The 26,557-nt window shown below is 69.9% G+C and carries 26 protein-coding genes; 14 read left to right on the forward strand and 12 right to left on the reverse strand.

The window, feature by feature from the left end:
* Window positions 1–25: 25 nt before the first annotated feature.
* Complete coding sequence (locus IE209_RS00465; RefSeq protein ID WP_189685072.1) at window positions 26–1,315, reverse strand: hydroxymethylglutaryl-CoA reductase, degradative; 1,290 nt, start codon at window positions 1,313–1,315, stop codon at window positions 26–28.
* An 89-nt stretch (window positions 1,316–1,404) separates the two neighbouring features.
* Here IE209_RS00465 and IE209_RS00470 point away from each other — a divergent pair, with 89 nt between their 5' ends.
* Entirely contained in the window at window positions 1,405–2,808 is a 1,404-nt protein-coding gene (locus IE209_RS00470; RefSeq protein ID WP_189685073.1) for an aminotransferase-like domain-containing protein, read from the forward strand.
* Here the strand turns inward: IE209_RS00470 and IE209_RS00475 are convergent.
* From IE209_RS00475 to IE209_RS00500, 6 genes are all read right to left on the reverse strand, one after another.
* The gene (locus IE209_RS00475) at window positions 2,792–4,408 is read right to left on the reverse strand and encodes an AMP-binding protein (RefSeq protein ID WP_189685074.1); all 1,617 of its coding nucleotides are present in this window, start codon (window positions 4,406–4,408) and stop codon (window positions 2,792–2,794) included. The two genes, IE209_RS00470 and IE209_RS00475, sit on opposite strands and share 17 nt — an antisense overlap.
* Window positions 4,405–6,024 carry a GMC family oxidoreductase gene (locus IE209_RS00480; protein ID WP_189685075.1) on the reverse strand — a complete coding sequence of 540 codons (1,620 nt, stop codon included), beginning with the start codon at window positions 6,022–6,024 and terminating at the stop codon, window positions 4,405–4,407. Before IE209_RS00480 ends, IE209_RS00475 begins: the two co-directional genes overlap by 4 nt.
* Complete coding sequence (locus IE209_RS00485) at window positions 6,024–6,746, reverse strand: ABC transporter ATP-binding protein (protein WP_189685076.1); 723 nt, start codon at window positions 6,744–6,746, stop codon at window positions 6,024–6,026. Before IE209_RS00485 ends, IE209_RS00480 begins: the two co-directional genes overlap by 1 nt.
* Entirely contained in the window at window positions 6,739–8,553 is a 1,815-nt protein-coding gene (locus IE209_RS00490; protein ID WP_189685077.1) for a branched-chain amino acid ABC transporter ATP-binding protein/permease, read from the reverse strand. The genes IE209_RS00485 and IE209_RS00490 overlap by 8 nt, the downstream gene beginning before the upstream one ends.
* On the reverse strand, window positions 8,553–9,473 hold the full coding sequence (locus IE209_RS00495; RefSeq protein WP_189685078.1) for a branched-chain amino acid ABC transporter permease: 921 nt from the start codon (window positions 9,471–9,473) through the stop codon (window positions 8,553–8,555). Before IE209_RS00495 ends, IE209_RS00490 begins: the two co-directional genes overlap by 1 nt.
* Window positions 9,474–9,540: 67 nt before the next feature.
* Window positions 9,541–10,743, reverse strand: a complete 1,203-nt coding sequence (locus IE209_RS00500; RefSeq protein ID WP_189685079.1) for an ABC transporter substrate-binding protein — start codon at window positions 10,741–10,743, stop codon at window positions 9,541–9,543.
* 234 nt (window positions 10,744–10,977) lie between these two features.
* Between IE209_RS00500 and IE209_RS00505 the strand changes: the two genes are divergently transcribed.
* A complete protein-coding gene (locus IE209_RS00505) occupies window positions 10,978–11,733 on the forward strand; it encodes a sulfite exporter TauE/SafE family protein (protein ID WP_189685080.1) in 756 nt (251 codons plus the stop codon).
* Here IE209_RS00505 and IE209_RS00510 read toward each other — a convergent pair whose 3' ends face one another.
* Window positions 11,734–12,429: an FCD domain-containing protein gene (locus IE209_RS00510; protein WP_229882625.1), complete on the reverse strand. Its 696-nt coding sequence runs from the start codon at window positions 12,427–12,429 to the stop codon at window positions 11,734–11,736.
* A 181-nt stretch (window positions 12,430–12,610) separates the two neighbouring features.
* Here IE209_RS00510 and IE209_RS00515 point away from each other — a divergent pair, with 181 nt between their 5' ends.
* The 6 genes from IE209_RS00515 to IE209_RS00540 are packed head-to-tail and all read left to right on the forward strand — an operon-like array spanning window position 12,611 to window position 17,281.
* Complete coding sequence (locus tag IE209_RS00515; protein WP_189685081.1) at window positions 12,611–13,471, forward strand: fumarylacetoacetate hydrolase family protein; 861 nt, start codon at window positions 12,611–12,613, stop codon at window positions 13,469–13,471.
* A 53-nt stretch (window positions 13,472–13,524) separates the two neighbouring features.
* Complete coding sequence (locus tag IE209_RS00520; RefSeq protein ID WP_189685082.1) at window positions 13,525–14,493, forward strand: tripartite tricarboxylate transporter substrate binding protein; 969 nt, start codon at window positions 13,525–13,527, stop codon at window positions 14,491–14,493.
* Window positions 14,494–14,532: 39 nt separating this feature from the next.
* On the forward strand, window positions 14,533–15,111 hold the full coding sequence (locus IE209_RS00525) for an amino acid synthesis family protein (protein ID WP_189685083.1): 579 nt from the start codon (window positions 14,533–14,535) through the stop codon (window positions 15,109–15,111).
* Entirely contained in the window at window positions 15,111–16,100 is a 990-nt protein-coding gene (locus tag IE209_RS00530; RefSeq protein WP_189685084.1) for a zinc-dependent alcohol dehydrogenase family protein, read from the forward strand. Before IE209_RS00525 ends, IE209_RS00530 begins: the two co-directional genes overlap by 1 nt.
* A gap of 17 nt (window positions 16,101–16,117) precedes the next feature.
* Window positions 16,118–16,681: a VOC family protein gene (locus IE209_RS00535; protein ID WP_189685085.1), complete on the forward strand. Its 564-nt coding sequence runs from the start codon at window positions 16,118–16,120 to the stop codon at window positions 16,679–16,681.
* 15 nt (window positions 16,682–16,696) lie between these two features.
* The gene (locus tag IE209_RS00540; protein WP_189685086.1) at window positions 16,697–17,281 is read left to right on the forward strand and encodes a malonic semialdehyde reductase; all 585 of its coding nucleotides are present in this window, start codon (window positions 16,697–16,699) and stop codon (window positions 17,279–17,281) included.
* 1 nt (window position 17,282) lies between these two features.
* Here IE209_RS00540 and kefC read toward each other — a convergent pair whose 3' ends face one another.
* Entirely contained in the window at window positions 17,283–19,100 is a 1,818-nt protein-coding gene (kefC, locus tag IE209_RS00545; RefSeq protein ID WP_189685087.1) for a glutathione-regulated potassium-efflux system protein KefC, read from the reverse strand.
* Window positions 19,101–19,107: 7 nt separating this feature from the next.
* Entirely contained in the window at window positions 19,108–19,710 is a 603-nt protein-coding gene (gene kefF, locus IE209_RS00550) for a glutathione-regulated potassium-efflux system oxidoreductase KefF (RefSeq protein ID WP_189685088.1), read from the reverse strand.
* A gap of 78 nt (window positions 19,711–19,788) precedes the next feature.
* Between kefF and IE209_RS00555 the strand changes: the two genes are divergently transcribed.
* Both IE209_RS00555 and IE209_RS00560 read left to right on the forward strand, forming a co-directional pair.
* On the forward strand, window positions 19,789–20,409 hold the full coding sequence (locus IE209_RS00555; RefSeq protein WP_189685089.1) for a nucleotide-binding protein: 621 nt from the start codon (window positions 19,789–19,791) through the stop codon (window positions 20,407–20,409).
* A gap of 29 nt (window positions 20,410–20,438) precedes the next feature.
* The gene (locus IE209_RS00560; protein ID WP_189685090.1) at window positions 20,439–20,894 is read left to right on the forward strand and encodes a MaoC family dehydratase; all 456 of its coding nucleotides are present in this window, start codon (window positions 20,439–20,441) and stop codon (window positions 20,892–20,894) included.
* On the opposite strand, the gene IE209_RS00565 is transcribed toward IE209_RS00560, so the two are convergent.
* Both IE209_RS00565 and IE209_RS00570 read right to left on the reverse strand, forming a co-directional pair.
* Window positions 20,885–21,364 carry a tRNA (cytidine(34)-2'-O)-methyltransferase gene (locus IE209_RS00565; protein ID WP_189685091.1) on the reverse strand — a complete coding sequence of 160 codons (480 nt, stop codon included), beginning with the start codon at window positions 21,362–21,364 and terminating at the stop codon, window positions 20,885–20,887. The genes IE209_RS00560 and IE209_RS00565 overlap by 10 nt on opposite strands.
* Window positions 21,365–21,375: 11 nt before the next feature.
* Complete coding sequence (locus IE209_RS00570) at window positions 21,376–22,086, reverse strand: ComF family protein (protein WP_189685092.1); 711 nt, start codon at window positions 22,084–22,086, stop codon at window positions 21,376–21,378.
* A 31-nt stretch (window positions 22,087–22,117) separates the two neighbouring features.
* Here IE209_RS00570 and IE209_RS00575 point away from each other — a divergent pair, with 31 nt between their 5' ends.
* The 4 genes from IE209_RS00575 to ctaD all read left to right on the forward strand — a co-directional run bounded on the left by IE209_RS00575 (window position 22,118) and on the right by ctaD (window position 26,554).
* On the forward strand, window positions 22,118–23,023 hold the full coding sequence (locus IE209_RS00575; RefSeq protein WP_189685093.1) for a malonyl-ACP O-methyltransferase BioC: 906 nt from the start codon (window positions 22,118–22,120) through the stop codon (window positions 23,021–23,023).
* A 161-nt stretch (window positions 23,024–23,184) separates the two neighbouring features.
* Window positions 23,185–23,661: a DUF2244 domain-containing protein gene (locus IE209_RS00580; RefSeq protein WP_189685094.1), complete on the forward strand. Its 477-nt coding sequence runs from the start codon at window positions 23,185–23,187 to the stop codon at window positions 23,659–23,661.
* A 40-nt stretch (window positions 23,662–23,701) separates the two neighbouring features.
* A complete protein-coding gene (gene coxB, locus IE209_RS00585; protein WP_189685095.1) occupies window positions 23,702–24,889 on the forward strand; it encodes a cytochrome c oxidase subunit II in 1,188 nt (395 codons plus the stop codon).
* A 39-nt stretch (window positions 24,890–24,928) separates the two neighbouring features.
* Window positions 24,929–26,554, forward strand: a complete 1,626-nt coding sequence (gene ctaD / locus IE209_RS00590; RefSeq protein WP_189685096.1) for a cytochrome c oxidase subunit I — start codon at window positions 24,929–24,931, stop codon at window positions 26,552–26,554.
* Window positions 26,555–26,557 lie beyond the last annotated feature (3 nt).

Consider the following 26,557-nt stretch of genomic DNA (forward strand, 5'->3'; position numbering starts at 1 on the left):
TCGGCGCGCGCGGCGCAGTCTTGAGTCAGGTGCCGCCGCCCAGCTCCTGGAGCAGCGCCGCGGCGCGGTCCACGCGCACGTCCCCCTCGGCCACCATGCGTGCGGCGATCGCGTCCACCTGCGCGCGCGAGGCGCCGGCGACAAGCGCGATGTTGCGCGCGTGCAGCGCCATGTGGCCGCGCTGGATCCCTTCCGTGGCCAACGCGCGCAGGGCGCCCAGGTTCTGCGCGAGCCCAACGGCCACGGTGGTTTCGGCCAGTTCCTGGGCCGACTGCACGCCCATGATCTTCAGCGCCAGCCGCGCCAGCGGATGCGTCTTGGTCGCCCCGCCCACCAGGCCCAGCGGCATGGGCATCTCGATGCTGCCCACCAGGCGGCCGGCCCGGTCCTTCTCCCAGCAGGTCAGCGAGGTGTAGCGGCCGTTGCGGGCGGCATAGGCATGGGCACCGGCTTCCACGGCGCGCCAGTCGTTGCCGGTGGCCACGACCACGGGGTCGATGCCGTTCATGATGCCCTTGTTGTGCGTGGCCGCGCGGTAGGGGTCGACGGCGGCGAACGCGTAGGCATCGAGGATGCCCTCGACGATGTCCTCGCCGCGGCGCTCGGGCGTGGCCAGCGTTTCAGGCGACAGCACCACGCGCGCGCGCGCGAGCCGCAGGTCGGCCAGGTTGGACAGGATGCGCAGCCGCACCCGCCCGCCCGTGATCTGCTCGACCTGGGGCGCCACGGCCTCGGCCATGGTGTTGACGGTGTTGGCGCCCATGGCGTCGCGCACGTCCACGATCAGGTGCAGCACGAGCATGGGGCCGCGCGGCGTGTCGGGGAAGACCTGGACCTCGATGTCGCGGCAGCCTCCGCCCAGGCCGGTCAGCACCTTGTCGCGCGCGTTGGCCGTGGCCAGGATCTCCGTGCGGCGGCGCAGCAGGGCCTGGCGCGCGCCCTGCGGGTCGCTGAGGCCCAGCACCTGCACCTGCGCGCGCATGAGCGGCAGGCTGCTGGAGGTCTCGAAGCCACCGCCCTCGCGGGCCAGCTTGGCCATGAACGAGGCCGCGGCCACGACGGAGGGCTCCTCCACGGCCATGGGCACGAGCACGTCGCGGCCGTTGATCTGGAAGTTGCCGGCCACGGCCAGCGGCAGCTCGAAGCGGCCGATCACGTTCTCGATCATGCCGTCGGCCAGGTCCAGGCGCAGCGCGCCGGGCTGCTCGAGCAGCGCACGCTCCTCGGCGCTGAGCCCGGTGGCCTGGGCGATGTGGTCCAGCCGCTGCGCCGGGCTCAGCGCGCGGAAGTTCGGAAGGCGCGAGTCGCTGCCCATGGGTGTCTCCGGTGGTGTGTCGATGCCGCGGCATTCTGGGGTGGCTGTACCCGCGCGCACAGGTACAGTTCGCCGGAACAGCTGCGCCCATGCCGCCCACCGAATCCATCTTCGTCCAACTGGCCGACACGCTGGAGCGCCAGATCCTCGAAGGCGCCTTCCGCGCCGGCGACAAGCTGCCCTCGCTGCGCGCGCTGGCAGGCCAGCGCGGGCTGGGCAAGAACACCGTGGTGGCGGCCTTCGAGTTGCTGGTCGCGCGCGGCCTGGTCGAGCCGCGCCGCGGCGCCGGCTTCTTCGTCAAGGCGCCCGCACGGGCTGCGGTGCCGACCGAGGACGAAGCCGGCTCGCTGGGCCGGGCCATGGGCATCGTCTGGCTCATGCGCAACCAGCTGCGCGAGGAGCCGGGCCAACTCAACGTGGGCGACGGTTTCCCGCCGGTCGAATGGCTGGCCGGCGCCCGGCTCGACCGGCACCACCACAAGGTCGCGCGCGGCGGCCTGGGCACCTTGTTCCGCTACGGCAACCGCTTCGGCTACGAGCCGCTGCGCCAGCGCCTGGTGCGCCGGCTGGCGGATTTCGGCATCGCGGCCGGCACGCGGCAGACCGTGCTCACGCACGGCGCCAACGAGGCCATGGACATCATCGTGCGCTACTTCGTGCCGCCCGGCGCCGTGGTGCTGGCGGACGACCCGGGCTACTACCCGCTGTTCGGCAAGCTGCACCTGGCCGGCGCGCGCACGGTGGGCGTGCCGCGCACGCCCGATGGCCCCGACCCGCAGGCGCTGGAGCAATTGCTGCTGCGGCACCGCCCGCGCGTGTTCTTCACGCAGTCGCTGGCGCACAACCCGACGGGCTCGGACCTGGCGCCCGCGGTGGCGCAGCGCGTGCTCGCGCTGGCGCGCCAGCACAACCTCTTCATCGTCGAGAACGATCCGCTGGCCGACTTCAAGCCGCCGCAATCCACGCGGCTCGCGGCGCTGGACGGACTGGAGCGCACGCTCTACGTGGGCAGCTTCTCCAAGTCGCTGTCGGCCGCGCTGCGCGTGGGTTTCATCGCCTGCAGCGCCGATCTGGCCAGCGACCTGGCAGACCTCAAGGCCCTGGTGCATGTGAGCAGCTCGGAGTACTGCGAGCGCACGGTGGAGATGCTGCTGGGCGAGCGCCAGTACCTGGCCCATCTGGCCCATCTGCGCCGGCGCGTGGCCGAGGCCACGGCGCGCGCGCAGGCGCTGCTCCAGGGCCTGGGTGCCGAGCTGTTCGCACAGACGCCGGCCTCGCTGTTCCTCTGGGCGCGGCTGCCCGGCGTGCCGGATGCGCTGGCACTGGCCGAGGCCCTGCTGGAACGCCAGGTCATGATGGCGCCGGGCCGCATCTTCAGCGTCGATCCCGAAGCGGAGTCGCCCTGGTCGCGCTTCAACGTGGGAACGGTGCTGGACCCGCGCTTCGCGCCCGCGCTGCGGGCGGTGCTGCCCCAGCTCAGCGCCGCTTCTTGAGCGCGCGCAGGTCCAGCATGCCCGGCAGCTGGCGCGGGTCAGTGCCGGCCGGGAACAGGCTGTGCTTCTGGATCTTCTGCGTAGCCGTGGTCGGGATCGCGTCGGTGAACCAGACCCAGCCGGGCGCCTTGTAGTAGGCCAGCTGGGCGCTGCAGTGGTCGAACAGCGCGCGTGCCGTGGCTTCGCTGCGCTCCAGGCCGGGTCGGAGCACCACACAGGCCAGCACCTCTTCCTCGCGCACCTCGTCGGGCAGCGCCATCACGGCCACCTGTTCCACCGCAGGGTGCGTGAGCAGCATGGCCTCCACCTCGGCCGCGGCGATGTTCTCGCCCGAGCGGCGCACGATGTTCTTGCGCCGGTCCACGAAGTGCAGCATGCCCGTGGCGTCGCGCCACACGATGTCGCCGGTGTGGAACCAGCCGCCGCGCCAGGCGGCTTCGGTGGCGGCGGGGTCGTCGAGGTAGCCCGAGAAGAAGTCCTGCCGCGGCGTGGCGGCGCTGTGGCGGATCACCATCTCGCCGGGCGCCTCGCCCGCCACGTCGCGGTCGGCGTCGTCGACCACGCGCACCTCGATGCCGGGCAGTGCGCGGCCGAAGGCCCGCGTGCCGACCTGGCGCGGCGCGTGGTTGTCGCTCAGGATGCGCACCATCTCGGTCATGCCCCAGAGCTCGATCAGCGGAAAGCCGAAGCGCGCCTCGAAGGCCGCGTGCAGTTGCGGCTCCACGCCAGCGCCGTAGCCGAAGCGCACGGCGTGGTCGCGGTCCTGCGGCCCGGGCGGCTGGGCCCACAGCATCTGCGCGATCACGCCCAGGTAGTGCACCACGGTGGCGCGGCTTTCGCGCACCTCGGTCCACCAGCGCGCGGGCTGGAAACGGTCGGCCTGCACCTGGCAGTTGCCTGTGAGCAGCGCGCCCGGGAACGAGACCACCGAGGCGTTGACATGGAACAGCGGCAGCGGGTTGTAGATGCGCTCCGTGCCTTCGCCGAAGCTCGCGAGCCCGCCGCGCGTCGCGTAGGCGTGGCCGGACGCGAGCTCGTAACGGTGCGACAGGATGCAGCCCTTGGGCCGGCCCGTCGTGCCCGAGGTGTAGAGGATGCTGGCCGGCGTGTCGCCGTGCACGCTGCCGGGCAGCGGGTCGCGCGCGGCTGGCGGCAGCGTGGCATCGGGGGTGGCGAACGGCGGCTGGTGGCTGGATTCGGCCAGCGCAGCGCGCAGCGCGTCCAGGCGGCTGTCCAGCAGCACCACGAGGTCCACCCGCGCGTGGTCGATGAGGTAAGCCAGCTCGCGCGGGCGGTAGTCGGGGTTCACGGGCACGCAGCAGGCGCCGAGGCTGTTCAGCGCGAGCTTGTGCAACAGGTGCTCGGGCCGGTTCTCGAGCAAGAGCGCGACGCGGTGGCCATGCCCGTAACCGGCCGCAGCGTAGCGCGCGGCCAGTGCCATCACCTCGGCGTGCATCTGCGCGAAGCTCAGCTCCAGCCCGTCTTGCAGGTAGCTGCGCTGGGGGTTCGCGGGGATGGCGAGCAGGCTGTTGGCGCCGTAGGCCTGGGCGGCGGCCGCCAGGGCCTGGTGCAGGGTCGGATGCTGGACGATGTCGATCATGGTTGCAGGGGATGGGCGCGCACAAGATCGGCCGCCTTCTCGCCGATCATCATCGCAGCGGCGCAGGTGTTGGCCGAGGGGATCTCGGGCATGGCGGAGGCATCGGCCACGCGCAGGCCCTGCAGGCCGTGCACGCGCAGCTGGGCGTCGACCACGGCCATGGCATCGCTGGCCGGGCCCATGCGCGCCGTGCCGTTGAGGTGGTAGGACGAGACACCGTAGCGCCGCACGTAGTCCAGCAGTTCGTCCTCGGCCTGCACGTCCGGGCCGGGCATGGTTTCCGCTGCGACGTAGGGCGCGAGCGCGCGCGTCTGCAGCAGCCTGCGCGCCAGCCGCACGCCGTCCAGCAGCACGCGGCGGTCCTCCGCGTGGGCCAGGTAGTTGGGCTGCAGCACGGGGTCGGCGAACGGGTCGTTCGAGGCCAGGCGCACCCAGCCGCTGCTGTGCGGCCGGTGCTGCCAGACGCCGCAGGTCATGCCAGGGTAGTCGTCCAGCATGCCCACGTAGCCCGCGCGGTAGCTGGCCGGCGCGAACACGCCTTGCAGGTCGGGCCGCGCCAGGCCGGGCCGCGACTGCCAGAAGAAGTGCGCGAGCGAGGGGCTCAGCGCGAGGATGCTGGGCCGGCCCGCGAGCCAGCGCGCGACCTGGTGCCACAGCCGCGGGGCGCGCGCGAGTTCGTTGATGGTCACGGCGTTCTTCGCGCGTGCCACCAGGCGCACCGAGAAATGGTCCTTGAGGTGCTGGCCCACGCCGGGCAGCGCATGGCGCACCGGGATGCCCGCACGCTGCAGCCACTCGGCCGGTCCGATGCCCGAGAGCTGGAGCAGCTTGGGCGTGTTGACGGCGCCCGCGCAGACGATGACCTCGCGCCGTGCGCGCACGAGCTCGGTGCGGCCGTGGGCACCGCCGCGCCGCACGCGCACGCCCGTGGCGCGCAGGCCGTCGAACACGATGCCGGTGGCCTGGGCGTTGCTGCGCAGCGTGACGTTGCCGCGCCGCAGGGCCGGCGTCAGGAAGGTCGGGGCCGTGCCCTGGCGCAGGCCGTGGTGGATGGTGCGCTGGAAGTAGCCCACGCCGGCTTGCGTGGCGCCGTTGTAGTCGGAGTTGCGCGGCAGGCCGAGTTCTTCCGCGCCTGCGAGGAAGGCCTCGCAGACCGGGTGCTTCCAGTCGATGTCGGTCACGGCCACCGGGCCGCGGCGTCCGCGCAGCGCGTCGTCGCCGGGGCCGATGCGGCGCTCCGTGCGCTGGAAGTAGGGCAGCACATCCGCAAAGCTCCAGCCCGGGTTGCCCTGGGCGGCCCAGCCGTCGTAGTCCTCCGCCTGGCCGCGGTTGTAGACCAGGCCGTTGATGGCGGTGGAGCCGCCCGCCGTGCGGCCCTGGGGCAACGGCACGCGGCGTCCGCCCGTCCAGTCTGTGGGCTCGGAGCTGAACTGCCAGGTGAAGTCGGGGTTGAACAGCACCTTGATGAAACCGGCCGGCACATGCAGCCAGGGATGCCAGTCGCGCGGGCCGGCTTCGAGCACGCAGATCGAGAGCGTGGGGTCTTCGCCCAGGCGGGCGGCGAGGATCGCGCCGGCAGCGCCGCTGCCGACGATCACGTAGTCGAAGGTGTCCATCAATGTTTGCCCAGGTAGGCCGCCCGCACCTGCGGATCGCGCCGCAGCGCGCGTCCCAGCCCTTGCAGCGTGATGCGCCCGGTCTCCAGCACGTAGCCGCGCCCGGCCACGGCCAGCGCCTGGTTGGCCATCTGCTCGACGAGCAGGATGGTCACGCCCTGCGTCTTGAGCCCGCGGACGATGCCGAAGATCTCCTTGACGATCAGCGGCGCCAGGCCCAGCGAGGGCTCGTCGAGCAGCAGCAGCTTGGGTTTGGCCATCAGCGCACGCGCGATGGCCAGCATCTGCTGTTCGCCGCCCGACATGGTGCCGGCCAGCTGGTCTTGGCGTTCGCGCAGCCGCGGGAAGGCCGTGAATTGCGCTTGGATGTCGGCCTCGATCTCGGCCGCCGTGGCCTTGCGGTGGTAGGCGCCCAGCACCAGGTTGTCGCGCACGCTCTGGTCCGCGAACACCTGGCGGCCCTCGGGCGACTGGGCGATGCCCAGGGCCACGCGCTGGTGGCCCGGCACGCGCGTGATGTCCTGGCCTGCGAAGCGGATGCTGCCCGCGCAGGCCGGCTCCAGCCCTGAGATGGCCTTCATGAGCGTGCTCTTGCCCGCGCCGTTGCCGCCGATGATGGTCACGACCTCGCCGGCCTGCACCTGCAGCGAGATGCCCTTGAGCGCCTCGATCGCGCCGTAGCGCACTTGCAGCGCATCGATGTGGAGCAGCGGCTCAGCCATGGGCGGCCTCCAGTTCCTCGTCGTCCTCGTCGGGCTCGTCCGTGCCCAGGTAGGCCGCGATCACGCGCGGGTCGTTCTGCACGGCGGCGGGTTGGCCTTCGGCGATCTTCTCGCCGTAGTCCAGCACGATCACGTGGTCGGAGATCGCCATGACGAGGTCCATGTGGTGTTCGATCAGCAGCACGGTGACGCCCAGGTCGCGGATCTTCGCGATCACGCCGACCAGATCCTGCGTCTCCTGCGGGTTCAGGCCCGCGGCCGGCTCGTCGAGCAGCAGCAGGCGCGGGTGCGTGGCCAGCGCGCGGGCCAGTTCCAGCCGGCGCTGCAGGCCGTAGGGCAGGCTGCCGGCCACCTCGTCGGCCTTGTCCGAAAGGCCCAGCAGCGCGAGGATCTGCAGCGCCTCGTCGCGCGCCGCGCGCTCGGCACGCTGGGCGCTCGGCAGGCCCAGCAGGCAGGCCCAGAAGCCGGCCGGCAGGTGCCGGTGCAGGCCCACCTTCACGTTGTCCAGCACCGACATGTCGTTGAACAGCTTGAGGTTCTGGAAGGTGCGGCCCAGGCCCAGCGCGCAGATGCGCCAGGGCGCCATCTGCACGATGCTCCGGCCGGCGAAATCGATGCGGCCACGGTCGGGCGGATTGACACCCGACAGGATGTTGAGCAACGTGGTCTTGCCCGCGCCGTTGGGACCGATCAGCGAATGGATGTGGCCTGTCGTGAGCCGCAGGTCCACGTTGTTGGTCGGCACCACGCCGCCATAGGCCTTGTGCACGCCCTGGGCGAGCAGCAGCGCCTGCTCGGCCGGCAGCCGCTCGCCGGCCCGGAGCTTCCATGGCTGGCCAGGCACCGGCCGCACGGGCCGGCGCGCGAGCGCGGGCACCAGCTTCTTCCCGAGCCGGCCCAGCGCGCCGGACAGGCCGTCGGGCATGGCGTACAGCGCGAACAGCAGCAGCGCACCGTAGGTGAAGTGCTGGGCCGTGGGCCAGCGCGCGAGGAAGGCGTCCAGCAGCGTGAGCACCACCGCGCCCACCAGCGGCCCGTAGACCGAGCTGCCGCCGAACAGCACGATCAACAGGAAGAAGATCGACAGGTTGAAGGTGATGAAGTCCGAGTTGATGTACTGGTTCTGCTGCGCGATCAGTGCGCCGGCCAGGCCGCAGGTCACGGCGCTGATGACGAAGGCTAGCACCTTGAACTTGTAGACCGACACACCCACGCTCTCGGCCGCCACCTCGGCCGTGTTGACGGCCATGAAGGCCCGGCCGTACTTGCCGTGGAGCAGCGCGCGGATCGTCAAGTGCGCCACGATGCCCAGCGCACCGACGAACCAGACCCACTGGCCGTCGTTGAGCGCGCTGCCGGCGATGGAGGGCGGCACCACGCCGTAGATGCCGGCCTGGCCGCCGAACAGGTCCTGCCACTCCGAAACCACCTTTTCGACCACGATGCCGAAGCCGATCGTGACCATGGCCAGCGCCGGGCCGCGCACGCGCAGTGCGGGCAGCGCGATCAGCACGCCGAACAGCCCGGCCATGGCGCCCGCGGCCACGAAGGCCAGCCAGGGGTTCCAGCCCAGCCGCGCCGTCAGCAGCGCGGCGGTGTAGGCGCCTACCGCGAAGAGACCGGCATGGCCCAGCGACTTCTGGCCCGTGTGGCCGACCAGCACGTTGAGCCCCGCGGCGGCCAGGTAGTTCACGCCGATCAGGAACAGCACCTTGAGGTGAAAGCCGTTGGTGACCAGCACCGGCGCCAGCGCGATGGCGGCGATGGCGAGCGCCACGCCGGCCGCATGTCCTTTGCCGATCGCCATCAGACCTTCTCCACCAGGCGGCGGCCCAGCAGGCCTTCGGGTTTCAAGACCAGCACCAGGATGATGAGCAGGAAGACGCTGATCTCGCGCAGCTCGGCCTGCCAGAGCCCGACCATGGCCTCGATCAAGCCGAGCAGGAAGCCGCCCAGCATGCAGCCGCGCGCGTTGTTGAGCCCGCCCACGATGGCGGCCGAGAAGGCCTTGAGCGCGAGCGTGAGGCCCATGAACACCGAGGCCGTGGTGATGGGCGCGATCAACAGACCCGCCAGGCCGGCCAGCGCCGAACTGACCACGAAGGCCAGCACCACGATGGCCGAGACGTTGATGCCCATCAGCGTGGCGGCCGGCCCGCTGTGCGCGACCGCGCGCACGGCCTTGCCGATCCTGGTCTTGCGCATCACGAAGTCCAGGCAGGCCATGACCGCGATGCTGGCCACCAGCACCATGATCTCCTGCGGCAGCACGCCGGCGCCGCCGATGCGGATCACCTGGTTGCCCAGCGGCGAGGGCATGACCAGCGGGGCCGGGCCCCAGATGGCGAGCGCCGTGTTCTGGATGATGATGCCGAAGCCGATGGTGCTCATGACCCAGGCCAGCCCGCCCTGGCCCACGAAGGGCTTGACGGCCGCGTGGTAGAGCAGCACGCCCAGGGCGCCCAGCACCAGGATGGAGATCGCCAGCGCGGCCAGGTAGCGGCCCGGCGTGACGTCGATCTCGGCCAGTGCGCCCGTGATCGGCTTGCCGGCCAGCAGCAGCACGGCCGAGACGGCCACGTAGGCGCCGGCCACCAGGAACTCGCCCTGGCCGAAGTTAAAGGTCCTGGTCGTGTTGTGGGTGATGTTGAACCCCAGCGCGACCAGCGCGTAGATGCTGCCCAGTGCCAGGCCGCTGAAGACTGCCTGCAGGAATGAAGCGCTCATGTCCGTCCTCGAAAGCGGCACGGTCCACGGCCGGCAGCGCGCCGGGCGTGGACCGTGCGGGGATGTCCTACTTCTTCAGGTCGGCAGGGGTCAGGGCCTTGGTGAACTGGTCCTCGTAGCGCACCGGGGAGTCGCCCTTCCAGCGTGCCAGGTAGAAGTCCGACACCGACAGGCCTTCGTGCGCGGTCTTGCTGAAGGGCTTGTTGTAGGTCTTGATCACGCCTTCGACGCCCGTCACGTTCTCCAGCGCGGCGGCGACCTTCTCACCATCGGTGCTGCCCGCCAGCTTCATCGCGGCGGCCAGCAGCATCACCGAGTCGTAGGCCTGGGCCGAGCACGGGAAGGTCGTCAGCGTGGGGAAGTTCTTGCGCACGCGCTCGCCCAGGGCCTTGGTCTTGGCATTGGTGTCCTCGGTGGTGGAGGCGGCCAGGATCAGGTGCTCGGCCAGCTTGCCGCCGGCCATCTTGGGCAGGAGCGAGGACAGATTGCCCCAGGTGCCCAGCGTCAGCGGCATGTAGTTGATCTTCTCCATGCTGCGCAGCACCTGGGCCGTGCCGTCGGCGATGCCGTAGATGATCACGGTGTCGGCGCCGGCGGCCTTGATCTTGGACAGCTGCGAGGTGATGTCGGTGTCCTTGGGGCCGTACTTCTCGGTCGCCACGGGCGTCACGCCGTGCAGCGCCAGGATGTCGGTGGCGTCCTTGATGCCGCCCTGGCCGTAGCCCGTGGAGTCGGCCAGGATGGCGATCTTCCTGTCCTTGGACGCCTTGACGGCATAGGCCCCGAGCAGCGCCACCTGCTCGCGGTCGACCATGGACACGCGGAACAGATAGTTCTGCGGTTCCTTGGCGTAGCGCGTGGTGATCTCGGTGGCCGTGCCGATGGGCACGACGACCGGAATCTTCTTCTGCTGTGGCAGGTGCAGCCAGGCCAGCGCGTTGCCCGAGTTGGCCGGGCCGACGACGGCGTGCACCTTTTCGGCGTCGATCAGCTCGGTCATGTTCTGGATGGCCTTGGGTGGCGTGCCCTGGTCGTCGCGGATGACGCCGACGACCTTGCGGCCCATGATGCCGCCGGCTTTGTTGATGTCCTCGATGGCGGCCTCGAAGCCCCAGCGGCCCGCGATGCCCAGTTCGGCCACGCCGCTGGCGGACTGGTCGGCCGTGTAGCCGATCTTGATGTCCTGGGCGTAAGCGGTGGCGCCGGCCCACAGGGACCCGGCAATGGCGCCGGCGACGGCGAGCTTGGCGAAACGGTGCACCACTGGCATGGGTTGTCTCCTTGCGAATGAACTGGTGGATCAAAGGCCCGGGGCTTCTGCTGGCCCGGTGCGGCTGCACTGTAGGGGAACTGTATCCATCGATGTAGGTACAGTTTGCCGGGACAGCGGGTGCCGGCGGCAGGGAGGAACCCTGATGCTGCCGGCGTACCGCCCGGGCGACGACGCTGCCCCCCGGCCGGCCTACACTGCGCCGCCTTCTGCTGCTGGAACACCGAACCCGACATGGACTGGCCTTTGATCACCGGCTGGGCGTTCTACGCCACGGCCATTCCGGCCGTGCTGCTGCTGGGCCTGTCCAAGAGCGGCTTCGGCGCCGGGCTGGGCTCGCTGGCCGTGCCATTGATGGCGCTGGCCATCCCGGTGCCGCAAGCCGCGGCCTTGCTGATGCCCGTGCTGCTGCTGTGCGACGTGCTGAGCGTGGCTGCGTTCCGGCGCGACCTGGACAAGGCCCTGCTGTGGCTGCTGATCCCGTTCGGCCTGCTTGGCACGCTGGTCGGCACGGCACTGTTCCGTGTGCTCGACGGGCACACCGTCTCCACGCTGGTGGGGGTGTTCACGCTGGCGTTCCTGGCGCAGCGCTGGCTGTTTCCGCCGCGCGCCGACAGCCCGCCGCCGCCGCGTTGGGCCGGCCGGCTGCTGGCCACGGTCTCGGGCTTCACGAGCTTCGTCTCGCACACGGGCGGTCCGCCCATCAACGCCTACGTGATCCCGCTGCGGCTGGCGCCCGTGCAGTTCGCGGCCACGATGGCCGTGTTCTTCTTCTGCATCAACCTGTCCAAGTGGATTCCGTACACCTGGCTCGGTCTGTTCGACGCGCGCAACATCGCCACCTCGCTGGTGCTGCTGCCGTTCGCGCCGGTCGGGGTGTGGGTGGGGGTGCGCTTCGCGCGGCGCGTCTCGCCCGGGCTGTTCTACCGGCTCATCGACATCGGCATGCTGCTGACCGGGATCAAGCTGCTCTGGGACGGGCTGCGCTGATCAGCCGCCGGCGCCGCGCCGCAAGGCGCTTTCGGCATTGCGCTGGGTGCTGCGGATGTGCTCGGCCAGCAGCGCGCAGGCCGTGTCGGCATCGCGCTTGAGCGTGGCCTCCATGAGGCGCCGGTGCTCGGTCGACTTGCGCTTGGCCACCTGGCGGTGGCGCGCCGAGAAGCGGCGGTAGCGTTCGGCCTGGTCGAACAGGCTGGCACTGAAGCGCAGCTGGCGCTCGGACGGGCAGGCCGCCAGCAGCGCCAGGTGGAAGGCGCGGTGCACCTCGCTCCATTCGTCGTCGAGCACCTGGGGCCCGTCGGGCAGCCGCGACTCCACCTTGTCCAGCCGGTGGAAGGCCGAGACGATGGCCGCCTCCCAGGCGTCGTCGCCGGCGGCGATGGCGCCGCGCAGCGCCTGGACGTCCAGCATCAGCCGCATGTGCGTGATGTCGTCCAGGTCTTCTTCGGACAGCGCCGCCACGCGGAAGCCGCGGCGCTCGTCGGCCCGCACCAGCCCCTCCTGCGCGAGCCGGCTCAGCGCCTCGCGCAGCGGGCTGCTGGAGTAGCCGTAGTGGCGTTGGAGTTCGTCCAGCTTGAGCTTGCCGCCCGGCGCGAAGGTGCCGGCCAGCACGTCGTGGCGCAGGCTGCGGAAGGCCTGTTCGGTCAAGGGGGCGCCAGCTTCGGTCGTGGGGGCGGCGGTGTTCACGCCGGGGATTCTATGCACGCAGCCGGATTTCCGTGCGCAGAGACCAGTTCGCGCACGCTCAGGGTAAACGAGCACAAAACAAATACTATGCTTAAAAATAGTTTTATGCATAAAATTGCCGCATGCCCGGGGCCCGGCGAGCCGCAGGGCATCCCCTCCATCCACCTCAAGGTTCCTTCCCATGAAACTCCTGTCCTACCACCTCGCCGGCCGCGACACCTGGGGCGTCGTGCTCGGCGACGGCGTTGCCGAACTGGCGCAGCGCACCGGCCACGCCACCCTGGCCGATTTCATCGCGAGCCCCGATTTCGCGCGCCGCGACGCCTTGGTCGCGGGCCTCAAGGCCGAGGTGCAGCTGGGCGACATCCGCTTCCTGCCCGTGATTCCCAGGCCCGAGAAGATCGTCTGCGCCGTGCGCAACTACATGGACCACCACCAGGAGGTGCTGGCCGCCGGCATGCAGCGCGAGCTGTCGGAGCAGCCGCCCATCTTCCTGCGCGTGTGGCGCTCGCAGACGCCGCACAACGGCCCCATCGTGCGTCCACGCGTGTCCGAATCGCTGGACTGGGAGGGCGAGCTGGCAGTCATCATCGGTGAGGGCGGCCGCGACATTGCCGAGGCCGACGCCTTCCAGCATGTGGCGGGCTACAGCTGCTACAACGACGCCAGCGTGCGCGAGTGGCAGTTCCATGCCAAGCAGATCGCCTCGGGCAAGAACTTCGAGTCCACCGGTGGCTTCGGTCCTTGGATGGTCACGGCCGACGAGATCGAACCGGGCCGCGAGTTGAAGCTCGTCACGCGCCTGAACGGCGAGACCGTGCAGTCCAGCCACACCGGCCACATGATCTTCAGCATCCCCCGGCTGATCGCCTATGCGTCCACCATCTTCACGCTGGTGCCGGGCGATGTGATCGCCACCGGCACGCCGGCCGGCGTGGGCTGGAGCAAGAAGCCGCCCCAGTTCATGAAGCCCGGCGACGTCGTGGAGGTGGAGATCGAAGCCATCGGCACGCTGCGCAACCCCGTGGTCGCCCAGGACTGAACCCACCATCGACCACAGGACGGCCCGCAGGACGGGCCGCCGCGGAGACAAGCATGCACCGACGCGACCTTCTCACCCTGGGCGCCGCCTTGGGCGCCAGCGCAGCCCTGCCGGCACGGGCCCAGGCCTGGCCCGAGCGGCCCATCAAGATCTACCAGGGTTTCGCCCCGGGCGGCAACGCCGATGCCATCGCCCGCGCGGTCGGCGTGGAGCTCGGCAAGACGCTGGGCCAACCCGTCGTGGTGGAGTCGCAAACCGGTGCTGGCGGCACCATCGCGGCCGGCAGCGTGGCCCGCGCCAAGCCCGACGGCTACACGCTGCTGCTGGCCACGGGAGGCCATGCGGTGGCCGGCGCGCTGTACCAGCACCTGCCCTACAAGACGGTGGCCGACTTCGAGGCCATCTCCACCGTCACCTTCTTCCCGTTCCTGGTGGTGGTGCGGGCCGACGCCCGCTTGCGCAGCTTCGGCGATGTGCTGGAGGCGGCGCGCGCCAAGCCGGATGCAGTGTCGTACGGCTCGGCCGGCATCGGCTCCACCCACCACCTGGCCGGCGAGCTGCTGGCCAAGATGGCCAAGGTGCCCCTGCTGCACGTGCCCTACCGTGGCGATGCGGCGGCCGTGACCGCGCTGCTGTCGGGCGACGTGCCCTTCATCATCGCGCCGCCCACGGCCGTCATGTCCAACATCCAGGCCGGCAAGCTGCGCGCACTGGCCACCACCGGCCCGCAGCGCTGGCCCGGGCTGCCGGGCGTGCCGACGGTGGCCGAGCAGGGCGTGCCGGGCTACGACGTGCGCTCCTGGGCCGGCCTGCTGGCGCCCGCCGGCACGCCGCGCCCCATCGTCGACCGGCTGAACGCCGACACGCAGAAGGCCCTGCTGGCGCCAGCGGTGCGCCAGCGGCTGGAAGACATGGGCGGCGAGGCACGCGGCAGCACGCCCGACGAGATGAAGACCATGGTCACCCGCGAGCTCGAAAAATGGACCATGGTGGTGGCCGAATCGCAGATTCCACGTCAATGACCCAGATTCCCCAGCAATGACGCCGACGAAAGCTCTTTCATGTCCCTGATCGCCATCCGCAAACGCAGCCTGACCGTCGAGACGGTCTTCCACGAGGGCGGCCCGCCGCCGGCCGTGCCCTTGAAGCTGGCGGCGGCTTGCGCCGTCATCCGCAATCCCTACGCCGGCCGGTACGAACCCGACCTGCTGCCCTTCATGGCCGAGCTGCGCAGCCTGGGCACTTTGCTTGCGCAGGCGCTCGTGGACACGCTGGGCCGCGACCGGGTCGAGGTCTACAGCAAGGCTGCCATCGTGGGCGTGCACGGCGAGATGGAGCACGGCGCCGTCTGGCACGAGGCGGGCGGCTGGGCCATGCGCGCGGTGCTGGGCGAGCCCAAGGCCATGGTGCCGGCGGCCAAGGCCGTGGCGGCCACGGGCTACCGGCTCATGGTGCCGCTGCACCACATCCACGCGTCGTACGTGCGCAGCCACTACAACAGCATGGAGATCGGCATCCAGGACGCGCCGCGGCCCGACGAAATCCTGTTCGCGCTGGTGATGGGCACGGGCGGGCGCGTGCATGCGCGGTTGGGTGGCTTGTCGCAGGACAAGATCGCCGTGCACGACGGGCAACGCTGATGCGCGCCGTCCAACTGCAGGCCCCGGGTGGGCCAGACGTGCTGGAGCTGGTCACGCTGGCGATGCCGGAGCCCGGCCCCGGCCAGGTGCGCGTGCGCGCCGCGGCCATCGGCGCGGGTGGGCCCGACGTGCTGATCCGCAACGGCAGCTACAAGTGGATGCCACCCATGCCGGCCATCCCGGGCAACGAGATGGCCGGCACGGTGGATGCCGTGGGCCCCGGCGTGGACGCTGCGCGCATCGGCCAGCGCGTGCTGGTCAGCGCGCGCGAGCTGCCGCAGCGTGGGGGCTGCTACGCCGAGGCGATCTGCGTGCCGGCCGAGGCGCCGTTCGCACTGCCAGACAGCATCGCCTTCGACGATGCGGTGAGCCTGGGCAATTTCCAACTGGCCATCGCGCTGCTGGCCAGCAACGGCAACGCCCCGGCGCAGGCCATCCTGGTCCCGGGTGCCGCCGGCGGCGTGGCCACGGCCCTGGCCCAGGTGGCGCGCGAGCGCGGCCTGCGCGTGATCGGCACGGCATCGACGCCCGAGAAGCAGGCCTTCGCGCTGGCCAATGGCGTGGACGTGCTGGTCGATGGCAACCCCGCGCGCATCGCCGAGCAGGTGATGGCGCAGACCGGTGGCCGCGGCGTGGACCTGGCCTTCGACCACCTGGGCGGTGCGCTGTTCACGGCCTGCCTGCATGCGCTGGCGCCCTCGGGCATGCTGGTGTCCTACAACATCGTGCAGGGCCCGCCCAGCGCCGACGTGTTCGAGACGCTGCGCCAGCTGCTGGGCCGCAGCCTGGCGGTGCGCACCTTCTCGATCCATGCGGTGGACGCCGACCGCGCGCTGCGCCGCGGCCTCATGGAACAGGCCATCGCGCTGATGGCCGCGGGCCGCGTGCGTGCGCCGCAGGCCAGCCGCTTCCCATTGGCGCAAGCGCGCCACGTGCACGAGCTGCTGGACCAGGGGAGCACGCTCGGCAAGATCGTGCTGCATCCTTGAATCACGTCGGAGACACCATGGACCCCAGCTACCAGCCCAACCTGTCGCACTGCGGCATTTTCTGCCGCGACGTCGAGGCCATGAAGCGCTTTTACTGCGAGGTCTTCGACATGCAGGAGACCGACCGCGGCGTGGGCTTCACCTTTCCCTTCACCATCGTGTTCCTGAGCGGGCGCAACGACCAGCACCACCAGCTGGCACTGGCCTCCAGCCGCGGGCCGGACAGCCCCAGCACCGTGATGCAGCTGTCGTTCAAGGTGCAGACCATCGACCACTTGCGCGAGGCACGCAAGCGCGCATTGGCACTGGGCGCGACGAAGATGCGCGGCCTCAACCATGGCAACGCGCTGTCGATCTACTGCTTGGACCCGGAAGAGAACACGGTGGAGGTCTACCTCGACACGCCGTGGTACGTGAGCCAGCCGCATGGCGATCCGCTGGACATCGACCTGGACGACGCGGCCATCTGGTTGGAGACCGAGCGCATCGTGCGCAGCGACCCGAGCTTCATGCCGGTTGCCGAGTGGAGCCGCCGCTTTGCAGCGCGCAACGCCGCGGCCCAGTCCGTACTGCGCGCCTGAAGCCTGCTCAACACCATGACGCACACACCGACTTCGCTCGAACAGATCTTCCTGGACGCCCGCACCGCCAACGGCTTCACCGACCAGCCCGTGCCGCTGCCACTGCTGCAGCAGGTCTATGCGCTGGCCCGCATGGGCCCGACCTCGATGAACACGCAGCCCACGCGCTATGTGTTCCTGACCACACCGGCGGCGCGCGAGCGGCTGCGGCCCGCGCTGTCGGAGGGCAACCTCGGCAAGACGATGTCGGCGCCGGTCACCGTGATCGTGGCCACCGACACGCGCTTCTACGAGTTCATGCCCGAGGTCTGGCACCGAGAGGGCGCGCGCGAGATGTTCGCGGGCAATGCGGCGCTGGCGCAGGGCACGGCCACGCGCAACGGCACGCTGGGCGGCGCCTACTTCATGGTGGCGGCGCGCGCGCTGGGGCTCGATTGCGGGCCCATGAGCGGCTTCGACATCGCCAAGGTCAACGCCGAGTTCTTCCCGGACGGGCGCTGGCAGGCCAACTTCCTGATCAACCTGGGCTACGGCGACAACAGCAAGCTGTTCGCGCGCAACGCGCGGCTGTCGTTCGAGCAGGCCTGCCTGGTCCTGTAGCTCAATCGCGCCAACCGGGAGGACGGCGCTGCGCGCGCTCCTCGCGTTCGCGCGCCAGCTGGTCCTCGAGCTCGCGCCGGCCCTCGCGTGCCACGGCAATCGTGCGCGCGCGGTCCTGGTGGTGCGGGTGCATGCGCTCGAACAGCGCCAGGTTGTGGTCGCGAAACCGCATCACGCCGTGGCGCGCTTCGTGCGGCGGCGCGCCCAGCACCTCCAGCACGTTGCGCGCACTGCGCAGGCTGGACTCGAACAGCTCGCGCTCCACGCGCTGCACGCCCAGGTCGCGCAGGGCGTTCCAGTGGGGCACGTCGCGCGCCCGCGCGACGATCTCCAGCTGCGGAAAATGTTCGCGCACGAGGGCTGCAACGCGCAGGCTCTGCGCCACGTCGTCCACGGCCAGCACCAGCACGCGGGCTTGTTCGGCGCCGGCCACGCGCAGCACATCGAGCCGCGTGGCGTCGCCATAGAACACGCGGAAGCCGAACGGGCGGATCGCTTCGATCATGTCGGCGTCGTGCTCCAGCACCGTGCAATGCAGGCCCTGCGCGAACAGCGCACGGCCAACGATCTGCCCGTAGCGGCCGAAGCCGGCGATGATGACGGGCGCCTGCTGCGGCTCGGCGATGGTTTCGACGCTGGCCGTGCTGCCACGGTTGAAGCGCGGCAGCCACCAGCGGTCGGCCAGCACCAGCAGCAGCGGGCTCAGCAGCATGGACAGGGCCACGGCGCCGGTCAGCAGCGAGGCCGTGTCGGGCGCCAGCACGCGTGCCCCGACGGCGGCCTGGAACACCACGAAGGCGAACTCGCCGCCCTGGGCCAGCAGCAGCGTGAACACCGGACGCTCGGGCGCGGGCAGGCCCATGGCGGTCGACAGGCCGTAGATCACGGCCAGCTTGATGGACAGGAAGCCCAGCACGATCAACGCCATGGTGCCCGGCGCGCGCCAGAGCACGCCGAAGTCGATGCTCATGCCCACGGCGATGAAGAACAGGCCCAGCAGCAGGCCCTTGAAGGGCTCGATGTCGGCCTCCAGCTCGCGCCGGTACTCGCTCTCGGCCAGCAGCACGCCGGCCAGGAAGGCGCCCAGGGCCATCGACAGGCCCACGCTGTGCATGAGGTAGGCGATGCCCACGACCAGCAGCAGCGCGGCGGCCGTGAAGATCTCGGCCGTGCGGCTGCGCGCGATCCAGCGCAGCACGGGGCGCAGCAGCAGCCGGCCGCCCAGCACGATGCCGGCGATCACGGCGACCGTCTTGGCGGCCTCCAGGGCCGGGTGGCCGTTGTCGGCGTCGGCCGTGGCCACGCCCAGCAGCGGCAGCAGCGCGAGGATGGGGATGGCCGCCACGTCCTGGAACAGCAGGATCGAGAAGCCCGCCTGGCCGCTGCGCGTACCGAGCAGGTTGCGTTCGCCCAGTACCTGCAGCGCGATCGCCGTGGACGACAGCGCCAGGCCCAGGGCGGCGACCAGCGCGGTCTTCCAGGCGATGCCGCAGGCCAGCGCCACGGCGTAGATGGCCAGCGCGCAGACCGCGACCTGGGCCGTGCCGCCGCCGAAGATGGGCCGGCGCAGGCTCCAGAGCCGGCGCGGCTCCAGCTCCAGGCCGACCAGGAACAGCATGAGCACCACGCCGAACTCGGCGAAGTGCAGCACGTCCTGCACGTTGGGCACGAGGGCCAGGCCCCAGGGGCCGATGGCCATGCCGGCGGCCAGGTAGCCGAGGATGGCGCCCAGGCCCAGCGCGCGCGAGATCGGCACGGCCAGCACGGCCGCGGCCAGGTAGATGAAGCTGTTGGACAGCCAGGCGGGTGCGTGTTCCATGGTGGTGTCAGTGGCCGGTCTCGGCCCACCGCGGGTAGCTGCGCAGGCGTTCTGCGAAAGCCTCGGCGTGCGCGTCGATGTCCTGCCGGCTCGCGCCGTGGGCGCCGTGCAGCACCAGCGGCGGCAGGAAGCGCATGCCGCACAGCGCGGCGGTCTGGCGGTAGGGCGGCAGGTAGGCCTCGAAGGGATGGCCGTTGTAGCTCTCGGCGCTGTACGACTCGGCCGGGCCGCCTGTGGTGGTGACGAGCCAGCAGTCCTTGCCGCGCAGCGCGGTGCCGGGCGTGCCTGCGGGCGCCTGCTCGTGCGAGCCGACCTCCGACGTGGCCGGGCCGAAGGCCCAGCCGTAGGTCAGCACCTCGTCGAACCAGAGCTTCTGCAGCGCCGGCATGCTGTACCACTGGACCGGGTGCAGCAGCACGAGCAGCCGGGCGCGGTCGACGCGCGCCTGCTCGGCCGCGACATCGATGTGGTAGTCGGGGTAGCTGCCGTACAGGTCCTGGATGTCCAGCGGCAGCTCGCCGGCCAGCGCCTGTGCGGTGTCGAGCAGGCGGCGGTTCACGCGCGATTCGCGCCAGGCCGGATGGGCGGCGATGAGGTAGATGCCTTGCATGTTGTGGAAGGAGTGCGCAAGTCGGGCCGCTAACATACCCGAGCGGAGCCAGGTCCGCGGACACAACGAGGAGAGCGCATGCCGGTCGTGGTCGTTGCCAACCCCAAGGGCGGTGTCGGGAAGTCGACGCTGGCCACCAACATCGCTGGCTATTTCGCGTCCCAGGGGCATGCCGTGATGCTGGGCGATGCCGACCGCCAGCAGTCCTCGCGCCTGTGGCTGGGGCTGCGGCCCGAGGCGGCGCGGCCGATCAGCACCTGGGAGATGACCTCCGACATGATCGTGCGGCCGCCCAAGGGCACGACGCATGTGGTGCTGGACACACCGGGCGGCCTGCATGGCTGGCGCTTCAACGACGTCATGAAGATGGCCGACAAGCTGGTCGTGCCCTTGCAGCCCAGCGTGTTCGACATCTTCGCCACGCGCGATTTCCTGGACAAGGTGGCCGAGCACCGCCATGCCGGCAAGCTGGCGGTGGGCCTGGTCGGCATGCGCGTGGACGCGCGCACGCTGGCGGCCGACAAATTGCGCGCCTACATCGCCAGCCTGAACCTGCCGGTGCTGGGCGAGTTGCGCAACACGCAGAACTACGTGCACCTGGCAGCGCGCGGGCTCACGTTGTTCGACGTGGCACCGCAGCGTGTGGAGAAGGACCTGGAGCAGTGGCAGGAACTGTGCCGCTGGCTGGACACCCCCTGAATTTCAACCACAGAGGAAGACAACAGAGCATGAAGACCTTCAGCACCCTGGACGAACTGACGGCCCTGGTCGGGCAGGACATCGCCACCAGCGAATGGACCACGGTCACGCAAAAGCAGATCGACCTGTTCGCCGAAGCCACGGGCGACCACCAGTGGATCCACGTCGATCCGGAGCGCGCCAAGGCCGGCCCGTTCGGCGCCCCGATCGCGCATGGCTACCTGACGCTGTCGCTGCTGCCCTTGCTGTTCGCGAGTGCCGTGAAGGTCGAGGGCACGCGCATGGGGGTGAACTACGGGCTCAACAAGGTGCGCTTCATCACGCCGGTGCCGGCCGGCAGCCGCGTGCGCGGGCACCTGAAGCTGCTGAGCAGCGAGCCCGTGGCGGGCGGTGGCGTGCAGCAGGTCTGGGAGGTGACGGTGGAACTCGAAGGCGCGGCCAAGCCGGCCTGCGTGGCCGAGTCCATCGTGCGGCGCTACGCCTGATCGGCGGCGCCCGCGAAGTCGCACTGGCGCCAGGCCTCGAACACCGTCACCGCGACGGCGTTCGACAGGTTCAGGCTGCGCTGGCCGGCCCGCATCGGCAGGCGCAGGCGCTGGGTCAGCGGAAAGCTGTCGCGCAAGGCGGGCGGCAGGCCGCTGGTCTCCGAGCCGAACACGAACCAGTCGCCGGCCTGGAACGCCAGGCCATGCGCGCTGCGCGAGCCGCGCGTGGTCATCGCGAACATGCGCTCGGCGGGCGGCTGCTCGCGCGCGAGCAGGCAGGCCCAGTCCTTGTGCACGCGCAGTTCGGCGTACTCGTGGTAGTCCAGGCCCGCGCGGCGCATGTGCTTGTCGTCCATCGAGAAGCCCAGCGGCTCCACCAGGTGCAGCGTGCAGCCGGTGTTGGCCGCAAGTCGGATGACGTTGCCCGTGTTGGGCGGGATTTCGGGGGCGACCAGGACGATGTGGAACATGGCGCGGATTGTCAGTGCTCCAGCGGCGCGGGCGTGCGCGCAAGCACCAGCGCCGTGATGCGCGCGGCGCCGGCCTCGCGCAGCACTGCGGCGGCCGTGAACAGCGAGGCCCCGCTGGTCATCACGTCGTCCACGAGCACGGCGTCGGCGCCGCGCACGCGGCCGGCGTGCAGCGGCTCCAGCGCGAAGGCGCCACGCACGTTGCGCCGGCGCGCTGCCGCGCCCAGGTCCAGCTGCGGTGCCGTGTCGCGGATGCGCAGCAACAGGCGGGCGGCGGTCTTGTCGGGCGCGAGGCGGCGGGCCAGTTCCAGCGCCTGGTTGAAGCCGCGCTGGCGCAGGCGCGCGGCCGAAAGCGGCATGGGCAGCACGAGCGTGCAGCGTTCCAGTGCCGGCTCCACCCAGGGCGTGTGCCGCAGCAGCTCGGCGAAGGCACCCGCCCAGGCCGGCTGCGCGCGGAACTTGAAGCGGGCGATGCAATCGACCCAGGGGTAGGCGTAGTCCACCGCGCAGAGGCAGGCGTCCAGCGGCGGCGGCTGGCCCAGGCAGGCGCCGCATTGCAGAGCGCTCCCGGTCAGGGGCAGGGCGCAGGTCCGGCAGCGCGGTTGCGGCTGGGCGAAGCGCTGGATGCAGGCCTCGCACAGCGGCTGGTCCTGCCAGCTGCGGCAGACCGCGCACTGGCTCGGCAGGCGCGACAGCAGGGAGGCGAGCCCACGGCGCAGCATGGTGCGGCTCAATATACTCGTCGCGCACCCCATGAGCCAGCACCGTCCTCCCACCATCGCCCCCGTGGCTGCCGCGCGTTGGGCGCAGCAGCCGGTCCAGATCGCGCCCTGGCTGCACGACGAGGTGGCGCGCCGCATGGCCGAGCGCCTGCAGTGGATCAAGCGCAGCCCCGCGTCCTGGGCCAACTGGCAGGCGCTGCGCGGCGGCATGCAGGCCCATGCCGAACTGCGCAAGCGCTATCCCGGTGCCGAGACCTGGGTGGTGGAGGCTTCGCCGGCCCTGGCCCGGCAGGTGCTCGACGCGAGCACCGAGGCCTGGTGGAAGCCTGGCCGCTGGAGCGCCGCGGCCCAGCATGCCGGCATGCCGGCGTCCGGCGGCGTGCAGATGGTCTGGTCCAACATGCTCTTGCACCAGGTGGCCGATCCGCAGGCGCTGATCGCCGACTGGCACCGCGCGCTGGCCGTCGATGGCTTCCTGATGTTCTCCTGCCTGGGCCCCGATTCGCTGCTGGAGCTGCGCCGCGTCTATGCCGCGCTGGGCTGGCCGCCGCCCGGCCATGCCTTCACCGACATGCACGACTGGGGCGACATGCTCGTGCAGGCCGGCTTCGCCGAGCCGATCATGGACATGGAGCGCATCCGCCTGACCTATGCCACGCCCGACAAGCTGCTGGAAGATCTGCGCGGCCTGGGCCGCAACCTGCACCCCGGGCGCTTCGGCGCGCTGCGCGGCCGGCGATGGCATGCGCAGCTGCGCGCCGAACTCGCGCGCCAGCTGGCCGACCCGGTCGAGGACGGTCGCCTGGCACTGACCTTCGAGATCGTCTACGGCCACGCATTCCGGCCCGCGGCGCGGGTGCCGGTGGCGGCGCAGAGCGCGGTTTCGCTGGACGACATGCGCGGGCTGTTGCGCCATGGCAAAGGCGGCCCGCCGTGAGCGGGTTTTGCCTGTCCGGCGCAAGACATTCGTGCAATATTCACGGGCTACAATGAAGGGTTTTTAAACGGATTTCGGGCTTTTCCACGAGTGAACCAGGCGTTGTTCTGGCGGGTGTGACCACCCGCGGCGCGCGCCGCATTGATGTTTGAACGTTGTCTGTGTCGAAACTGGTCTATCGCTTCGCCACCGTCTCGGGCCAAGGCATCCACTGGCTGCTGAAGCGCAACTGTTCCATCACGCCGGCCCAGTTGGGCGGCCTGTATGCGTCGATCTGCGTGGTGTCGCTCGGGATCGGGACGTTCTTCTGGTTGCAAGGCGCCAAGCTGGTCCTGCCGTTCGCATGGCTGGAAGTGGTGCTGGTGGGCGTGGCCTTTCTGGCGTACTCCCGGCACGCGACCGATGGCGAGCGCATCTCGCTGCAGGACGGCCGCCTGGTCGTCGAACTGGAGAACGCGGGCCGCCTGGAGCGGGCCGAGTTCCGCAGGGAGTGGGTCCGTGTCGAGCCCAAGACCAGCGACCATTCGCTGATCGAGGTGTCCGGGCAGGGACGGTGCGTCGAGGTGGGGCGTTACGTGCGCCCGGATCTGCGGCCGGTGCTGGCGCGCGAGATCCGGATGGCGTTGCGCGGGGCCTGAGCAGGGTGGTTCATAAAAGGTTCAAGAAGTAGAGACGACGATGAAAATGATCTGGAACAAGCTGACTTCCCTGCTATCACGCACCGTGCTCGTTTCGGGGGCCTGGCTCGCGACGGCGGCCCACGCGGTCAATGACCTTCCAGGCGGCCCGGCCGTTCGCCAGCTCAACCTCGCTCCCCCCGTCACCAAGATCGCCGAAGAGCAGCAGTGGCTGCACTGGTTCATGCTGATCCTGTGCACGGTGATCTTCATCGCCGTGTTCGCGGTGATGTTCTATTCCATCTGGAAGCACCGCAAGTCGGTCGGCCACAAGGCCGCCAACTTCCATGAATCGGTCGTGGTCGAGGTCATCTGGACCATCGTGCCCTTCGTGATCGTGATCCTGATGGCGCTGCCGGCCACCAAGGTGGTGGTGGCTCTCAAGGACACCAGCAACGCCGACCTGACCATCAAGGCCACCGGCATGCAATGGAAGTGGGGCTACGACTACATCAAGGGCGAGGGCGAGGGCATCTCCTTCGTTTCCACGCTGGACAGTTCGCACCGCGCCATGTCCAACGCCGGCGGCCCGCCCAAGGGCCAGGCCGTGGACGACTACCTGCTCAAGGTCGACAACGCGCTGGTGGTGCCCGTCAACAAGAAGGTCCGCATCATCACCACGGCCAACGACGTGATCCACGCCTTCATGGTGCCGGCCTTCGGCATCAAGCAGGACGCGATCCCGGGCTTCGTGCGCGACACCTGGTTCCGCGCCGAGAAGACCGGCGACTTCTACGGCCAGTGCGCCGAACTGTGCGGCAAGGAGCACGCCTACATGCCCATCCACGTGAAGGTGGTGACGGCCGAGCAGTACGCCGCCTGGGTCGATGGCGAGCGCAAGAAGGCCGCCGCCAAGCTCGACGACCCGACCAAGGTCTGGACGCTGGAAGACATCGTCAAGCGCGGCGAGCGCGTCTATGCCGCCAACTGCGCCGCCTGCCACCAGGCCAACGGCAAGGGCGCCGGCCCGATCAAGCCGCTGGACGGCTCGGCTATCGTGCTCGACACCGACCACACCAAGCAGCTGAACATCCTGCTCAACGGCGCAGGCAACGGTGCCATGCCCTCGTGGAAGCAGCTCAGCGACACCGACCTCGCCGCGGTGGCCAGCTACACCAAGAACAACTGGTCGAACAAGACCGGGCAACTCGTCCAGCCCTCCGAAGTCGTCGCGCTGCGCGCGAAGTAAACCGAACCACCGCGCATTCCCGCACAGAAGGAAACAGAGATGAGCGCAGTCCTCCATCCCCACGGCGACCACGACCACGCCCACGACGAACACCACCACGCGCCGACCGGCTGGCGCCGCTGGCTGTTCGCCACCAACCACAAGGACATCGGCACGCTGTACCTGCTGTTCAGCTTCACCATGCTGATGGTGGGCGGCGTGCTGGCCCTGTTGATCCGCGCCGAGCTGTTCCAGCCCGGCCTGCAGCTGGTGAACCCCGAGCTCTTCAACTCGCTGACCACCATGCACGGGCTGATCATGGTGTTCGGCGCCATCATGCCGGGCTTCGTGGGCTTCGCGAACTGGATGATCCCGCTGCAGATCGGCGCGTCCGACATGGCGTTCGCGCGCATGAACAACTTCAGCTTCTGGCTGATGGTCCCGGCGGCCATCATGCTGGTCGGCTCGTTCTTCATGCCCGGCGGCGCACCGGCCGCGGGCTGGACGCTGTACGCGCCGCTCACGCTGCAGATGGGCCCGTCCATGGACGCCGGCATCTTCGCGATGCACATCCTGGGTGCCTCGTCCATCATGGGCTCGATCAACATCATCGTGACCATCCTGAACATGCGTGCCCCCGGCATGACGCTCATGAAGATGCCGATGTTCTGCTGGACCTGGCTCATCACGGCCTACCTGCTGATCGCCGTGATGCCCGTGCTGGCCGGTGCCATCACGATGACGCTGACCGACCGGCACTTCGGGACCAGCTTCTTCAACCCCGCCGGCGGCGGCGACCCGGTGATGTACCAGCACATCTTCTGGTTCTTCGGCCACCCCGAGGTCTACATCATGATCTTGCCGGCCTTCGGCATCGTGAGCCAGATCGTGCCGGCCTTCGCGCGCAAGAAGCTGTTCGGCTATGCCTCCATGGTGTATGCCACCTCGTCGATCGCGATCCTGTCGTTCATCGTCTGGGCGCACCACATGTTCACGACCGGCATGCCGGTCACGGGCCAGCTGTTCTTCATGTACGCGACCATGCTCATCGCGGTGCCCACGGCCGTGAAGATCTTCAACTGGATCGCGACGATGTGGCAAGGCTCGATGACCTTCGAGACGCCCATGCTGTTCGCCGTCGGCTTCATCTTCGTGTTCACGATGGGCGGCTTCACGGGCCTGATCCTGGCCATGGCGCCGATCGACATCCAGCTGCAGGACACCTACTACGTGGTGGCCCACTTCCACTACGTGCTGGTGGCCGGCTCTCTGTACGCCATGTTCGCCGGCGTCTACTACTGGCTGCCCAAGTGGACCGGTGTCATGTACAACGAGACGCGCGGCAAGGTGCACTTCTGGTGGTCGCTGATCGCCTTCAACGTGACCTTCTTCCCGATGCACTTCCTGGGTCTGGCCGGCATGCCGCGCCGCTATGCGGATTACCCCATGCAGTTCGCCGATTTCAACGCGATCGCCACGGTGGGCGCGTTCTTCTTCGGCATCGCCCAGGTCTACTTCTTCCTGTTCATCGTGCTGCCCTGCATGATGGGCAAGGGCCAGAAGGCGCCGCAAAAGCCCTGGGAAGCGGCCGAGGGCCTGGAGTGGGAAGTGCCCTCGCCGGCGCCGTTCCACACCTTCGAGAACCCGCCCAAGCTGGATGCCACCGCGACCCGCGTGGTCGGTTGAGGC

This window comes from Pseudorhodoferax aquiterrae, from assembly GCF_014652235.1.
Lineage (GTDB): Bacteria > Pseudomonadota > Gammaproteobacteria > Burkholderiales > Burkholderiaceae_C > Pseudorhodoferax > Pseudorhodoferax aquiterrae.